The organism is Citrobacter amalonaticus, from assembly GCF_037053465.1.
Taxonomy (GTDB): Bacteria; Pseudomonadota; Gammaproteobacteria; order Enterobacterales; family Enterobacteriaceae; genus Citrobacter_A; species Citrobacter_A amalonaticus_H.
In genome coordinates, this window is sequence record NZ_JBALIF010000009.1 from 152,402 (window position 1) to 167,382 (window position 14,981).

Sequence of the window (14,981 nt, forward strand, 5' to 3'; positions counted from 1 at the left end):
AAACAACGCCCGGCAGTGCCAGGCGTTGAAAAGTACAGAGGTTAGCGACCGGAAATCGGCGGAACGAAGGTCACGCCCATGTCCCACGGCTGCTCAATCCAGGTATCCTGTGGGATATCAATCACATAATCATCGACTAACGGGCGGCCCGCCGGTTTCGCGAAAATAGTGACAAAGTGCGCCTTTGGATACATATCACGAATAGCCACGGCAGTACCGCCGGTATCCACCAGATCGTCAATGACGATAAAACCTTCACCGTCGCCTTCTGCGCGCTTGAGAATTTTCAGCTCACGCTGGTTGTCGTGATCGTAGCTGGAAATGCACACGGTATCGACATGACGAATGCCCAGCTCACGTGCCAGTAATGCGCCCGGCACCAGACCACCACGGCTAACGGCAATAATGCCTTTCCACTGTTCTGAAGGCATCAGGCGATTTGCCAGTTTGCGTGCGTGAATCTGCAACATGTCCCAGGTGACGACGTATTTTTCGCTCATGTGAAGTGTCCCAGCCTGTGTATCTACGGCTTATTAAAAATTGAGGGTGAACCAGATTGCGCGAGATTATAGAGATCTGAGGCACCAAAAACCAGTGTTTCACGGCATCCCCCCTCTTTTTCCATGCTTTATACTCGCACCTGGCAAAGAAAGTGGTATTCTCAACCGCATCTCGCAAGCCAGACTTGTGGTAATAACTAACCTGCTAACCCTGTGACCTGCAAGCTTGTTTGCAGTGCATTTAAAGGAGACTTATCGTGTCAGAACTGTCTCAACTCTCGCCGCAACCGCTGTGGGATATCTTTGCAAAAATCTGTTCTATTCCTCATCCGTCCTATCATGAAGAACAACTCGCGGAACACATCGTCGGCTGGGCTAAAGAGAAAGGTTTCCACGTCGAGCGCGACCAGGTCGGTAACATCCTGATTCGTAAACCCGCCACTGCCGGGATGGAAAACCGTAAACCGGTTGTCCTGCAGGCGCACCTGGACATGGTGCCGCAGAAAAATAACGACACCGTCCACGACTTCACTAAAGATCCCATTCAACCTTATATTGACGGCGAATGGGTTAAAGCGCGTGGCACAACGCTGGGGGCGGATAACGGCATCGGGATGGCTTCCGCGCTGGCGGTTCTGGCGGACGACAACGTCGTTCACGGCCCGCTGGAAGTTCTGCTTACCATGACCGAAGAAGCGGGCATGGATGGTGCCTTTGGTTTGCAGGCAAACTGGCTGCAGGCAGATATTTTGATCAACACCGACTCCGAAGAAGAAGGTGAGATCTACATGGGTTGCGCTGGTGGTATCGACTTCACGTCGAACCTGCCATTGACGCGCGAAACCGTTCCGGCGGGTTTTCAGACCTTTAAGCTGACGCTGAAAGGGCTGAAAGGCGGTCACTCCGGTGGTGAAATCCACGTCGGCCTCGGCAACGCCAACAAATTACTGGTCCGTTTTCTGGCCGGTCATGCCGATGAACTGGATCTGCGTCTGATCGATTTCAACGGCGGCACCTTGCGTAACGCCATTCCACGTGAAGCCTTTGCAACCGTTGCTGTCGCGGCGGACAAAGTCGAGATGCTGAAAGGACTGGTGAACACCTATCAGGCCATCCTGAAAAATGAACTGGCGGAAAAAGAGAAGAATCTGGTGGTTCTGCTGGAGTCCGCAGCGAACGATAAAGCGGCACTGACCGCGCAGTCTCGCAACAGCTTTATCCGTCTGCTGAACGCCACGCCAAACGGGGTGATTCGCAATTCCGACGTGGCAAAAGGCGTGGTTGAAACCTCACTGAACGTGGGTGTCGTCACCATGACCGATGACAACGTCGAAATTCATTGTCTGATCCGCTCGCTGATTGACACGGGTAAAGACTATGTTGTCAGCATGCTGGATTCGCTGGGTAAACTGGCGGGGGCGAAAACCGAAGCGAAAGGCGGTTATCCTGGCTGGCAGCCGGATGCGAATTCCCCGGTGATGCATCTGGTACGTGAAACCTATCAGCGTCTGTTCAACAAAACGCCGAATATCCAGATTATCCATGCGGGTCTGGAGTGCGGTCTGTTTAAGAAACCGTACCCGGAGATGGACATGGTTTCTATTGGGCCAACCATTACCGGTCCACACTCCCCGGATGAGCAGGTTCATATCGAAAGCGTCGGCCATTACTGGACGTTACTGACCGAACTGCTGAAAGCGATTCCGGCGAAGTAAAGCATGTCGTACATTGCCGGATGGCGCTGCGCTTATCCGGCCTACAGAGGAAAGTCATTGTAGGCCGGATAAGGCGCTCACGCCGCCATCCGGCATATCACTAAAATAACCCCAGTAATAACTGCCGTTCCAGTTGCGGGTCGAGTAACGTAACGTGCAGGCCCACCAGCCGCACGCCTCGTCCCCCCCGCCGCTCATCCCATGTTTTACGCGCAGTAGAAATCAGATCGTCTTTATTGAGCCTCGGCCAGACGTGTTCCTGAGTGGTTTGCTGAAAATCATTAAATTTAAGCTTCACTCCCTGACGGGCAATCAGTAAGTCGGGTTTCACTTTCGCCAGACGTCGCTCAAGCTCAGGATATAACTGCTCAATAACCGCCTCACATTCCGACCATTGATGTAAATCCTCTGCCATCGTGCGTTCCACACCGACCGATTTGCGCAGGCGTTCGTTATTCACCTCCCGCTCGTCAATCCCCTGACAACGCTCCCATAACACGCGACCAAATTTGCCAAAGCGCTTAAGTAAGGTTGCCAAATCGAACTGCTGTACGTCACCGCAGGTTTGCAGCCCCATACTTTCCAGTTTTGCCGCTGAGACTTTACCGACGCCGGGAATTTTGCCCAGCGGCAATGCCTTAAGGAACGCAGGTACTTCTTCAGGCGTAATGACATATTGCCCGTTGGGTTTATTCAGATCGGAGGCTATTTTGGCCAAAAACTTCACTGGCGCCACTCCTGCCGACGCGGTAAGTTGCACTTCGTTATAGATAGTCTGGCGGATCTCCTGCGCGATAAGCGTCGCGGAGCCATGACAGTGCGTACTGTCAGTCACGTCCAGATAGGCTTCGTCCAGGGAGAGCGGTTCAATCAGTGACGTGTAGCGTGAAAAGATTTCCTGAATCTGGCGGGATGCCTCTTTATAGGCGTCGTAACGACCGGGTAACAACGTGAGATGAGGGCACAGCTTTAGCGCCATTCCGGTTGGCATGGCGCTGCGAACGCCAAACTTGCGAGCGGGATAGTTCGCGGTACTGATGACCCCTCTGCGCTCACGGCTACCGCCAATGGCAATGGGGATATCGCGCAGCGCCGGGTTGTCGCGCATCTCAACCGCGGCAAAAAAGCAGTCCATATCCACATGTATGATTTTACGCATCACTCACCCCTCGCAACACTGTTTAAGTATACAGTATTTTTTGGCAATGAGAAGTCGGTAAACCCGCATTAAAGTAAAATTCGGCGAATGGCAACAAAAGAATCATCCGAATTCGTTTTCGTCTGCTGTGTAAACTCACGACGAGAGACTTGCGAAAAACTGTCGTGGTGTTAATGTGAGCGCTCTTAACCCAGATTTATCCGATTTTGGGTCCTGGTTTAGCCGTTCTGGCGTGGGTAATCGTTTTATCAAGGAAAAAGCAGTATGCGTAAAATCGCATTGTTTATTGCGATGCTTTTGATCCCGTGCGTGTCATTCGCCGGTTTGCTGAGTAGCAACAGCGCTACAACCCCTGTCAGCAAAGAGTATAAGCAGCAATTGATGGGCTCGCCTGTCTATATTCAGATCTTCAAAGAAGAGCGCGCGCTTGATCTTTACGTCAAGATGGGCGAGCAATATCAGCTTCTGGACAGCTACAAGATTTGTAATTATTCAGGCGGTTTAGGACCGAAACAGCGCCAGGGTGATTTTAAAAGTCCGGAAGGCTTTTATAACGTCCAGCGTAGCCAGCTCAAACCCGACAGCCGTTTTTATAAAGCCATTAACATTGGTTTCCCGAACGCCTATGACCGCGCTCACGGTTACGAAGGGAAATACCTGATGATTCACGGTGCCTGCGTCTCCGTTGGCTGTTATGCCATGACCGACAGCGGTATTGATGAGATTTTCCAGTTCGTCACCGGCGCGCTGGTCTTTGGGCAACAGAGCGTGCAGGTCAGCATCTATCCGTTCCGTATGACGGATGCCAATATGCAGCGCCACAAGTACTCGTATTACAAAGAATTCTGGTCACAGTTAAAACCGGGATACGATTACTTTGAGCAGACCCGCAAGCCACCGACGGTATCTGTTGTCGATGGCCGCTATGTCGTCAGCAAGCCGTTGAGCCATGAAGTGGCGCAACCGCAACTGGCGTCAAACTACGCGCTCCCCGAGACAAAATAACGCCCACTCGCCTGGCATAATCTTTTGCCAGGTTTCATTTCCTGTCAGCGGTTGTGTCGCAATGACGGTGACCACATCGTTGGGTGTGGTCTCTGCGCTGAAGTCGATTTCTACATCCTGATCAAGCAGCGTCGCCACACCAAACGGCGCGCGGCGGGTGATCCAGAACAAATTCGTCGAGCAGAACGCCATCACATAACGTCCATCCGACAACAGCATGTTAAAGACCCCTTTCTCACGCAATACACCAGCCAGCGTCGCTATATATCTGAATACCGCCGTCATATTGCCTGGCGTGCGCGGATAACGCTGGGTGAGTTTATGGAGCAACCAGCAAAACGCCTTTTCACTGTCGGTTTCACCGACCGGGCGAAAATTACCGGTTTCCAGCGATTTGTATCCTGAAAGCTGGCCATTGTGCGCATAGGTCCAGTTGCGCCCCCACAGTTCACGCGTGAAGGGATGGGTATTTTCCAGCGCCACCTCCCCCCGATTCGCCTGACGAATATGAGCGATCACCGAGCAGGATTTGATGGGATAGTCCTGCACCAGTTTGGCGATAGGAGAATTAAAGCTGGGTTGTGGATCTTTGAACGTGCGACATCCTTTTCCCTCATAGAAGGTAATACCCCAGCCGTCTTTATGCGGCCCGGTTCCTCCACCGCGCTGCACCAGCCCGGTGAAACTAAAGCAGATATCGGTAGGCACATTGGCGCTCATCCCGAGCAGTTCGCACATACATCACCTCCACAACTGCGGGGGCACAAGCCCCCGGCGAAGACTTACTTAACCATTTCCTTTTCGATCAGCTGAATCAGGATATGAATCACTTTAATATGAATTTCCTGAATACGGTCAGCATAGCCGAAATGCGGTACCCGGATTTCAATATCGGCGCTACCGGCCATTTTGCCGCCGTCTTTACCGGTCAGGGTGATGACTTTCATCCCCTTTTCACGGGCTGCCGCAATAGCTTTGATGACATTAGCCGAATTGCCGGAGGTCGAAATGCCTAACAGCACATCACCTTCGCGACCTACTGCTTCAACGTAACGAGAAAAGACGTAGTCGTAGCCGAAATCATTGCTGACGCAGGAGATATGGCTGACATCAGAGATGGCAATAGCGGGATAGCCCGGACGGTTTTCGCGATAGCGTCCTGTCAGCTCTTCTGCAAAATGCATGGCGTCGCAATGCGAACCGCCGTTACCGCAGGAAAGCACCTTACCCCCCGCTTTAAAACTGTCTGCCAGCAGGACCGCCGCGCGCTGAATGGCGTGAATATTGGCATCATCTTTTAAAAAATTAGCCAGCGTTTCCGCCGCTTCGTTCAGTTCGTTACGAATAAGATCCTGGTACATGAGGATATCCTTCAGCATGAATGTAAATGACAGGAGCAGTGTACCGGATAGCACTGGCAGCGAGAAGCATAAGCCACGCCAATGCCACCCCCTTTTTGATTTTTCGTGCCGCTGAAAACGGCAACAATGTGAGCTTTGTTGTAATTATTTTGTAAACACATTGCTAAAAGAATTCACATCCACTACAACCATATCATCACAAGTGGTCAGACCTCCTACAAGCAAGGGAGCTTTTCGTTATGATGATTTTGAGTATTCTCGCTACGATCGTTTTGCTCGGCGCTCTGTTCTATCACCGCGTGAGCTTATTTCTCAGCAGCCTGATTTTGCTCGCCTGGACGGCTGCGCTTGGCATGGCCGGATTGTGGAATATCTGGCTGCTCCTTCCGCTGGCCATTCTCCTTGTGCCGTTCAACGTCACGCCAATGCGTAAGTCGATGATCTCCGCGCCGGTATTCCGTGGCTTCCGTAAGGTTATGCCACCGATGTCACGCACCGAGAAGGAAGCCATTGATGCCGGTACAACCTGGTGGGAAGGCGATCTGTTCCAGGGCAAACCAGACTGGAAAAAACTGCACAACTATCCGCAGCCGCACCTGACTGCTGAAGAGCAGGCCTTTCTCGACGGTCCGGTAGAAGAAGCATGCCGGATGGCGAACGACTTTCAGATCACCCACGAGCTGGCGGATCTTCCTCCGGAGCTGTGGGCATTCCTGAAAGAACATCGCTTCTTCGCGATGATCATCAAGAAAGAATACGGCGGGCTGGAGTTTTCGGCGTATGCGCAGTCTCGCGTCCTGCAAAAACTGTCTGGCGTTTCCGGGATCCTGGCGATCACCGTGGGCGTGCCGAACTCCTTAGGCCCAGGCGAACTGTTGCAACATTACGGTACGCAAGAACAAAAAGACCATTACCTGCCTCGCCTCGCGCGTGGTCAGGAAATCCCTTGCTTTGCGCTGACCAGTCCGGAAGCGGGCTCCGATGCAGGTGCTATTCCGGATACCGGTATCGTCTGTATGGGCGAGTGGCAGGGCCAGCAGGTACTGGGAATGCGTTTGACCTGGAACAAGCGCTATATCACCCTCGCACCCATCGCCACGGTGCTGGGCCTGGCGTTTAAACTCTCTGACCCGGATAAGCTGCTGGGCGGTGAAGAAGATCTGGGGATTACCTGCGCGTTAATTCCGACATCCACGCCGGGTGTTGAAATTGGACGTCGCCACTTCCCGCTAAACGTCCCGTTCCAGAACGGTCCGACTCGCGGTAACAATGTGTTTGTGCCGATCGATTACATCATTGGCGGCCCGAAAATGGCCGGTCAGGGCTGGCGTATGCTGGTGGAATGTCTGTCGGTAGGCCGCGGAATTACCCTGCCGTCAAACTCTACCGGCGGCGTCAAATCTGTGGCAATGGCGACTGGCGCCTATGCGCATATTCGTCGTCAGTTCAAAATCTCTATCGGTAAAATGGAAGGGATTGAAGAGCCGCTGGCGCGTATTGCCGGTAACGCCTACGTGATGGATGCCGCAGCGTCGCTGATCACCTACGGGATTATGCTGGGTGAAAAACCGGCGGTGCTGTCAGCCATTGTGAAATATCACTGCACGCATCGCGGACAGCAGTCGATCATTGACGCAATGGATATTACCGGCGGTAAAGGCATTATGCTGGGCGAAGGTAACTTCCTGGCGCGTGCTTACCAGGGTGCGCCGATCGCCATCACCGTTGAGGGTGCGAACATCCTGACCCGCAGCATGATGATCTTCGGTCAGGGGGCGATTCGTTGCCATCCGTATGTTCTGGAAGAGATGACCGCTGCACAGAATAACGATGTCAATGCGTTTGATAAATTGTTGTTCAAACACATTGGTCACGTGGGTAGCAACAAGGTGCGTAGCTTCTGGCTGGGTCTGACACGCGGCTTAACCAGCCAGTCGCCAACCAGTGACGCCACCAGGCGTTACTATCAACATCTTAACCGCTTGAGCGCAAACCTGGCGCTGCTCTCTGATGTGTCAATGGCAGTACTGGGCGGAAGCCTGAAACGTCGCGAGCGCATCTCCGCCCGTCTGGGGGATGTGTTGAGCCAGCTCTATCTGGCTTCTGCTGTCCTGAAACGTTATGACGACGAAGGCCGCCATGAAGCTGACCTGCCGCTGGTTCACTGGGGCGTTCAGGATGCGCTTTATAAAGCAGAACAGGCCATTGACGATCTGCTGCAAAACTTCCCGAACCGCCTGGTTGCGGGTCTGCTGAATGTCGTCATCTTCCCGACAGGTCGTCACTATCTGGCACCGTCAGACAAGCTGGATCATAAAGTGGCGAAGATTTTGCAGGTGCCCAGCGCGACACGCGATCGTATCGGACGTGGTCAGTACCTGACGCCGAGCGAGCATAATCCGGTTGGTTTGCTGGAAGAAGCGCTGCTGGACGTGATGGCGGCAGACCCAATCCATCAGCGGATTTGCAAAGAAATCGGTAAGAACCTGCCGTTTACCCGTCTGGATGAACTGGCGCAAAACGCGCTGGCAAAAGGGTTAATCGACAATGATGAAGCGGCCATTCTGATCAAAGCGGAAGAAAGCCGTCTGCGCAGCATCAATGTGGATGATTTTGACCCTGAGGAGCTCGCCACGAAGCCGGTAAAGCTGCCAGAGAAAGTGCGTAAAGTGGAAGCCGCATAATATCTGTATCCCACCTGTCAGCCCCGCTTCGGCGGGGCTTTTTATTGCCCCCTCTTGCTGAAAGCTCGTGCTACAGTGTCTGAATGCTGTTCGACGAGGAGAACCTACCGTGCCAGGTTTGAAAATTACGCTGCTGCAACAACCGTTGGTCTGGATGGATGGTCCCGCTAATTTGCGCCATTTTGATCGTCAACTGGAAAAGATTACCGGACGTGACCTTATCGTATTACCGGAGATGTTCACGACGGGCTTTGCGATGGAGGCGGCTACCCACTCGCTTTCTCAGGACGAGCATATCGACTGGATGCATAGCAAAGCCATCCAGACCGATGCGCTGATTGCCGGAAGCGCCGCCATTCAAAGTGAGCGCGGTGCGGTGAACCGCTTTTTTCTGGTTGAACCAAACGGGACGGTTCACTTTTATGATAAGCGCCACCTGTTCCGTATGGCTGATGAACATCAGCATTTCGCGGCGGGTAACCATCGCGTGGTGGTGGCATGGCGCGGCTGGCGCATTCTGCCGCTGGTGTGCTACGACCTGCGTTTTCCGGTGTGGTCACGTAACCTGAATGACTACGATCTGGCGCTGTACGTCGCCAACTGGCCGGCTCCGCGTTCGCTGCACTGGCAGACCCTTCTGGCTGCACGCGCAATTGAAAATCAGGTATGGGTTGCCGGGTGTAATCGCGTCGGAACCGATGGGAACGGGCATCACTATCGCGGTGACAGCCGGGTCATCAATCCTCAGGGCGAAGTGATCGCGACAGCGGAAGCCCATCAGGCCACACGCATTGATGCGGAGCTGTCAATGAGCACACTGAAAGAGTACCGGGAAAAGTTTCCCGCCTGGCAGGATGCCGATGAGTTCACACTGCGATAACAATGTTGTGAGTCTGAAGCTGGTGCCCGCTGCCGTAGTAAAGATGGATGAGGTGCTGCCCGTCCGGTAATGTGATGTCCGTACCAGACCGTCCGCATCGAGGCTGAACCGGTACTGCGCCCCGTAGCCGCTGGGTCTTACTTCTGTAAGGAATCCTCGGATCTGGGGTCGTGTATCGTTTCATGCCCGACCTCCATCACCACCGAAATCCAAGCCGTTCCTAACGCCATTCCCGATTGTACTGCTCTGGTGCTACATTTTTTGCAAGTCTTATTACCCCAACGAAAAAAATTATGACTACCGCTATTTTCAAACATTCAACTGCACCTCTAAATAAGAGCTGCAGAGACGCATTCGCGAGCAAGAGGATTACATGAGCTTATTCTGATATGACTTGATCGCTGGCTATGAAGTTGAATTGGGCATCGGTATTGTCGCTTGCCGGTAGCACCAACTGAATTATGGGAACATAACGGCCCGTTTGGTCGAAATAATCCTGTTGATCGTGCTGTGCTGAGGGGAGCCCCCCCGTAATCGGAGTGTTTGCCTCATTTAACTTAATATAGAAGAAAGCCTGAATAGGCAGCTGGGCAGGGATCCCTGTAGGCCATGTCGCGACGACCACTTCGTTATAGTGATAAATATTCGGATCGCTTTTCAACAAGTTCATTGCCTGCAACGTCGCAGTAAACGCTGCAGAGGTGTTGCCATATTGGCTGTTATCGCTGACATCAAAGCCACACTGAAAATCATAATCGTCTGGATTCTTATTAAAATGCACCATCCAGGCGTCAGCAGTCGTTATAGATTGCTTCTGGCAAACATCGCTGTCCGTTGGGTAAATGTTATTTGGGCCACACCGGGAAGCACTTCTTTGCCATGTATCGCCGTCAATAGGAAATGAGCACAAGATCTGGACATTATAAGTTCCCGCTGGCTGGTCATAAACAGGATAAAAGATAAGTCCATTGGTCGTGCCAATCGCCAGGCGATCGAATTTAGCATCAGCCCGGAGATACGAAAAAGAAGTGCCTCCGCTTGATATATTGGATGGGCTGGGATCCCATGAATGATAACTTGTATCAGCGGTTGTTCCCCTTAGTAGTACACCCGAACAGAGAAAAGCAGGAGCTGTTGTTGAGCCACAGTCAGACAATTTTTCGTTGTAATTCGCCGTCAGCGCCTGAGCTATTTTCGCACCAGTACTGTCGCCGGAATCAATGATGGACGAATTATTCAGCGAGATTTGTACACCTTCAGCGACAGAATCTCCTTCACCAATAGCTATATGCGCGATCTTACCAGATGTCAGCGTACCTGTGCTTACAGAATCTGCGGTTTTAATTAACCGTACTGTTTGTTGACTATCGTAATAATTACCTGCAGACGCATGTTGATTGATTGCAGGAAATTCAAAGTAGCCACCAAATGTGCCGTTATCCTGGATGTCAATACCAATACCTGGCAGATTAGTATTATAAATATGATTGCCTGAAGTCGCCTGACTGTAATCCATAGCATAAGATATTATTCCTCCACCCGAATCACATCGGCCATATTGCTTTCCCGTATTTTCAGTTTTAATTTCTGCTAAGACCTGTCCGACAGGCATTGATGATGAGACACTAACAGAGCCAAAACTGATTTCTTTTTTAATTGTATCATATCCTGTGTTTGTACAGCTAGCCTGAGCCATGTGGGAGGCCATGCTATAAAATAGACAAGATGCAATGAACAGGACTACTCTTAAAAATAAATGATTCATCTCTATTCCTTAATATTCTGGCACATAAAGAGCTTATAGTGATATTTTATGTTAGGAATGTACTGGCTTTAAGCAGTAATAAAGCCAGTTTCCTATTTTAGTTTTGCAATGTTGCGGGTTCAGGGATGAGTTGATCTGCGGTGTTGAATTCGAAGGTTGCGTTTTGTTCTGGTGTTGTCGGCAGTATCAGTTCAATCACCGGAACCCATATTTTATTCACCGTTGAGTTATAAAAATCCTGCTGAGTGCTACGAGCGCTATTGAGCCCCTGATTGCTGCCAGCAATATAAAAGAAGGCTTCTATAGGCAGAGAGTCCTGTTTACCCTGCGCCCAGGTTGCAAGGCGGAGTTCGTTTTGCTCATTAAACGATTCAGAACTGATGGTACTCATACTAAGAATGCTCTGGTAAAAGGCATCCGCAGTATTATAAGAACTGTTGTCGTTGGTGAGAAAACCACATTGATAGCGGTGATCCATTTTACCCTCAATATAATGATTATACCACTCGCTGGCCGTTGTTATATTTTGCTGCTGACAGGGTACGCTCTGGGTTGGGTAGCTATTAGATGCACCACAGCCCTTGTTATCTCTGTTTTCAGTGGCTGCATCAATAGGGAATGAACACATAATATCTATATTAGTATCAATACCTTCGCCATCTGGAGCATAAAAGTAGGGAAAGAAAATAAAACCGTTATTGTAACTATAGGAAAGTTTGTTGTATTTTGAATCTGCCCGCAGATAGGAGAAGGAGACCCCGCCGCTGGTCACTGAAGAAGGACTGGGGTCCCATGAATGATAAGTGGAAGAATAGCTGTCTGTTCCCCTTAGCAGTACGCCAGTACATAAAAACGCAGGCGTTGTCGATTCCCCGCAGTCCACCTGTATGTTACTGTAATCTTCATTCAAATATGCAGCGGTTTGAGTGCCACTGAGCCTTTTTTCACCCCGTGAAGTGTGAGTTTTGAAATAGGAAAGTTTATTTATTGAATAGTCATGAGCTGACGCTAAAACAGGCACAGAAAAAATAAATAACAAGATAACGTATTTAAACAATTTCATAATTAACCTCAATATCTATGAACGAGTAACTTCCTTTCATAATGCTCACAGAATCACCCTGAAACATTAATTTAATATCAGGGTGACATCTGATTATGCAGAGTTACTAAGGGCTACAGAATTTTATTTTTTTAAATAGGAAATATTCCCTTGCAAAATAGATGGTATATTTCCGGGGCCTGAGTTAGGGTCCCCCCACGAAACAACGTGGTTATCCTCTCTTAATGCAGTAAAAGCATGGCTATTGGAGTAGATTGCACATATATCGTAGAGTTCGGAACTGACAGCCGTATTATTGCCACCTGTTGAAGCATCGCCCCAGACAACCACATTTCCCCGGTCGGTCAGGGCTGCGAAACTCCCGGATGTGGCGCTTAATGCAACGATATTTTTCAACTGTGAGGAGACCGAACTGCTGTCCCCCCCATAGTTACTGTTGCCCCAACTGAATACAGATCCATCTCGGCACAACGCACAGAATGCGCCATAGGAGGCTTTCACATCCACAATGTCAGTTCTGGACAAATATTGTGCGGGCAAACTATTGCCGTATTCTTCATTACCCCAGCAGACGATACCGCCATTAGCGCGCATTGCCACAAATGCTGATTCGGTTGAGACCATTCTCAATGCATCATTAATACCTGAAACGGTGCCGTCCAACCCGCCGTAATCGGCATCACCCCATGAATAAATTTTGCCATTACTGATCACAGAAAATGCCAGACGTGATGCGCAGCAGTCTGTAACAGAATATAGCGTACTGACGGTGGGACTGGTTTCACCGCCTGCGTCGGCATCACCCCAGGCATAAACCTGACCTGAAGTATTGATAACCACAAAAGCATTATCGTTGGCGATAATTTTGTTGATATTGTTCATCGCCGCAATATATGAAGGAACAGACATGTTTATTTCATCTCCTCCTTCGGTACCCCATCCCCAGGATTGAATGTAGGGATACGAAGAGCACCGCAATGCAAAGGTACCCCGACTTCCCCTCACTTCATTAACATTGCTCAGGCTAAGCAGGCCACTTGGGATTTCGCCACCTTCAGTAGGGAGTCCCCATGCGAAGATTGATTGATTTTTTCTGAGCGCAGTAAATGCATAAAAAGTGGCGGAGAAGGAGGCAATATTAAAATTCAATGTTAAATCAGGCGTCATGCCGCCATAGCTACTGACGCCCCATCCGACGCAGGTTTCATCATTGAGCCTTGCGACAAACGCCCCCGCAGAGGTGGAGATATCAGTCCATTCGCCATTACCCAAAATATTGGCGGGATTAAGGGACAGGGAAATATTGCCAGGAAGGGTGACGATTAGCGTTTCCTGAGGCTGTGTGTCGAGGAAGTCGCTTCCAACCCCCCCTGCTATTCCATTTTCATACTGCCAGTTCACATTAACCGGTTGCAGCGTTACCGCATCTAAAGCTACAAGGCGACCGTGGGATAGTTGTCCCGAAGCTTTATAGTTGCTACGACTTCCCCGCACGATAAACGCAGACTCATCGCTGGTGAGCTCAACGCTATAAGCAAGGCTGTTGCCGTTCTCCAGTGATGCGGTTACAACGGCAATGCCGGTATCACCGTTGTCGGTTAATTTAGCATTCGATTCACCCGCTGCGTCGCTGTCCTGCTCGTTGTGGTTTATATCTCCGCGAGAGGTTGTCCAGTAGACGGCGACCCCCTCAGCTAAACCACCCGAGGCATGGCACACAGTTGCTGTGAGTGTTGCTGCATCCGAACCGTTATTTAAGATCGAATCTTTATCGCTGGTCAGGTTGGCGATGAAAAGGTCGTTTTCAGCCGTGATGGTGACATTGACGGCTTCAGCGCTTCCAGGAATGGAAGCGCTAACCACTGCTGTGCCAGTTGAACCATTGCACGTCAGGGCTGTGACCGCTTCGCCTTTCGCGTTGGTCACGGACGATTGCGAGGTTAGCGAGCCAAGGGTAGTTACCCACTCTACCATTACCCCCTCGACCGGTTGAGCATTACCGTTAATCACCGTCGCGGTAATAATCGAACTGCTTAAGCCATCATCGGCAATCGTGTCAGGGTTAGCATCAATATGGCTAATGGTATTTGATGAGGGTTCTCCGCTGTCCAGTTTGATGATCCAGGAACCATCTGGCTGAAGCAGAGGTTCACTTAACGTCCAGCCTTCCGGAAAATTGGTGGTGGCGACGACGATGACTTGCCCACCGCTGTACTCCAGTACGACGCTACCCGTTCCGGTCCAGTTCACGGTGCCATCCGCCGTGTTATAGTCGCCGTAAGGACAGCTTGCAACGACCGAGCTTCCCTCTGTCCTGGCGACAATTCCGAGCACTCCGTTTCTTCCTGGCAGGCTCAATGTCGAAATGTTGGTGGTACTGCCGCCCACCTGAGCAGTTGATGCCACGGCATCCGGAGCGGCCTGAGCGGGGTCAATCTGCAGCCAGACTATTGCCGCAATTGCGGGGTCCAGCCCCAGATATTCTAGCGGGAACTGAGTGGATGAAGGGTATAGCAGAGTCAGGTCATCTTGCTGAACCGTCACTACGTTCTCACTATGACCGAGGTAATTCTGAGTAGAATCGGCGGGATTTACGCGGCTGAACACCAGAGTCTGCATGCCGGACATGGCAACGGACTGATAGTCCCAGGCATTGGTCTGGAAGGCCAGCTCACCGCTGTCGCCATGAGCAACTTGCTGAGCGGTACCAGCGTAGTTCTTCCCGGTGTAAAAAATCAGGCTTCCGGTAGCCATATTCTGCTTTGACATAGTATTTTCCTGATTTGCATTTAAAGTGAAGCACCAAAAGGCGCAACAAAGGACAACGACTGGGTGACATATGCACCTGA

11 protein-coding genes and 2 pseudogenes are annotated in these 14,981 nt (G+C 50.9%); 5 read left to right on the forward strand and 8 right to left on the reverse strand.

Annotated features, from left to right (window positions below; genetic code table 11):
* Positions 1-41: 41 nt before the first annotated feature.
* The gene (gpt, locus tag WB371_RS16380; RefSeq protein ID WP_061076518.1) at positions 42-500 is read right to left on the reverse strand and encodes a xanthine phosphoribosyltransferase; all 459 of its coding nucleotides are present in this window, start codon (positions 498-500) and stop codon (positions 42-44) included.
* Between the two features lie 257 nt (positions 501-757).
* Here gpt and pepD point away from each other — a divergent pair, with 257 nt between their 5' ends.
* Entirely contained in the window at positions 758-2,215 is a 1,458-nt protein-coding gene (gene pepD / locus WB371_RS16385; RefSeq protein WP_336221099.1) for a cytosol nonspecific dipeptidase, read from the forward strand.
* 7 nt (positions 2,216-2,222) lie between these two features.
* A pseudogene (locus WB371_RS23860) lies at positions 2,223-2,309 on the forward strand (hypothetical protein); the annotation flags it as partial.
* 6 nt (positions 2,310-2,315) lie between these two features.
* Here the strand turns inward: WB371_RS23860 and dinB are convergent.
* Positions 2,316-3,374, reverse strand: coding sequence for a DNA polymerase IV (dinB, locus tag WB371_RS16390; protein ID WP_336221100.1), 1,059 nt, complete (start codon positions 3,372-3,374; stop codon positions 2,316-2,318).
* Positions 3,375-3,638: 264 nt separating this feature from the next.
* Between dinB and dpaA the strand changes: the two genes are divergently transcribed.
* Positions 3,639-4,379, forward strand: coding sequence for a peptidoglycan meso-diaminopimelic acid protein amidase (dpaA, locus tag WB371_RS16395; protein ID WP_336221101.1), 741 nt, complete (start codon positions 3,639-3,641; stop codon positions 4,377-4,379).
* On the opposite strand, the gene WB371_RS16400 is transcribed toward dpaA, so the two are convergent.
* Together WB371_RS16400 and lpcA are read right to left on the reverse strand one after the other, a co-directional pair.
* Positions 4,350-5,117, reverse strand: a complete 768-nt coding sequence (locus WB371_RS16400; protein WP_336221102.1) for a class II glutamine amidotransferase — start codon at positions 5,115-5,117, stop codon at positions 4,350-4,352. The two genes, dpaA and WB371_RS16400, sit on opposite strands and share 30 nt — an antisense overlap.
* Before the next feature lie 44 nt (positions 5,118-5,161).
* Positions 5,162-5,740, reverse strand: coding sequence for a D-sedoheptulose 7-phosphate isomerase (gene lpcA, locus WB371_RS16405; RefSeq protein WP_336221103.1), 579 nt, complete (start codon positions 5,738-5,740; stop codon positions 5,162-5,164).
* A 239-nt stretch (positions 5,741-5,979) separates the two neighbouring features.
* Between lpcA and fadE the strand changes: the two genes are divergently transcribed.
* A complete protein-coding gene (gene fadE / locus WB371_RS16410; RefSeq protein ID WP_336221104.1) occupies positions 5,980-8,424 on the forward strand; it encodes an acyl-CoA dehydrogenase FadE in 2,445 nt (814 codons plus the stop codon).
* 109 nt (positions 8,425-8,533) lie between these two features.
* Positions 8,534-9,304: an amidohydrolase gene (locus WB371_RS16415; RefSeq protein ID WP_336221105.1), complete on the forward strand. Its 771-nt coding sequence runs from the start codon at positions 8,534-8,536 to the stop codon at positions 9,302-9,304.
* Between the two features lie 10 nt (positions 9,305-9,314).
* On the opposite strand, the pseudogene WB371_RS23865 reads toward WB371_RS16415, so the two are convergent.
* From WB371_RS23865 to WB371_RS16430, 4 genes and pseudogenes are all read right to left on the reverse strand, one after another.
* A pseudogene (locus WB371_RS23865) lies at positions 9,315-9,386 on the reverse strand (hypothetical protein); the annotation flags it as partial.
* 297 nt (positions 9,387-9,683) lie between these two features.
* Positions 9,684-11,069, reverse strand: coding sequence for a hypothetical protein (locus WB371_RS16420; RefSeq protein WP_336221106.1), 1,386 nt, complete (start codon positions 11,067-11,069; stop codon positions 9,684-9,686).
* 97 nt (positions 11,070-11,166) lie between these two features.
* Positions 11,167-12,132: an HvnC protein gene (locus WB371_RS16425; RefSeq protein ID WP_336221107.1), complete on the reverse strand. Its 966-nt coding sequence runs from the start codon at positions 12,130-12,132 to the stop codon at positions 11,167-11,169.
* Positions 12,133-12,255: 123 nt separating this feature from the next.
* The gene (locus tag WB371_RS16430; protein ID WP_336221108.1) at positions 12,256-14,901 is read right to left on the reverse strand and encodes an Ig-like domain-containing protein; all 2,646 of its coding nucleotides are present in this window, start codon (positions 14,899-14,901) and stop codon (positions 12,256-12,258) included.
* Positions 14,902-14,981: the final 80 nt, after the last annotated feature.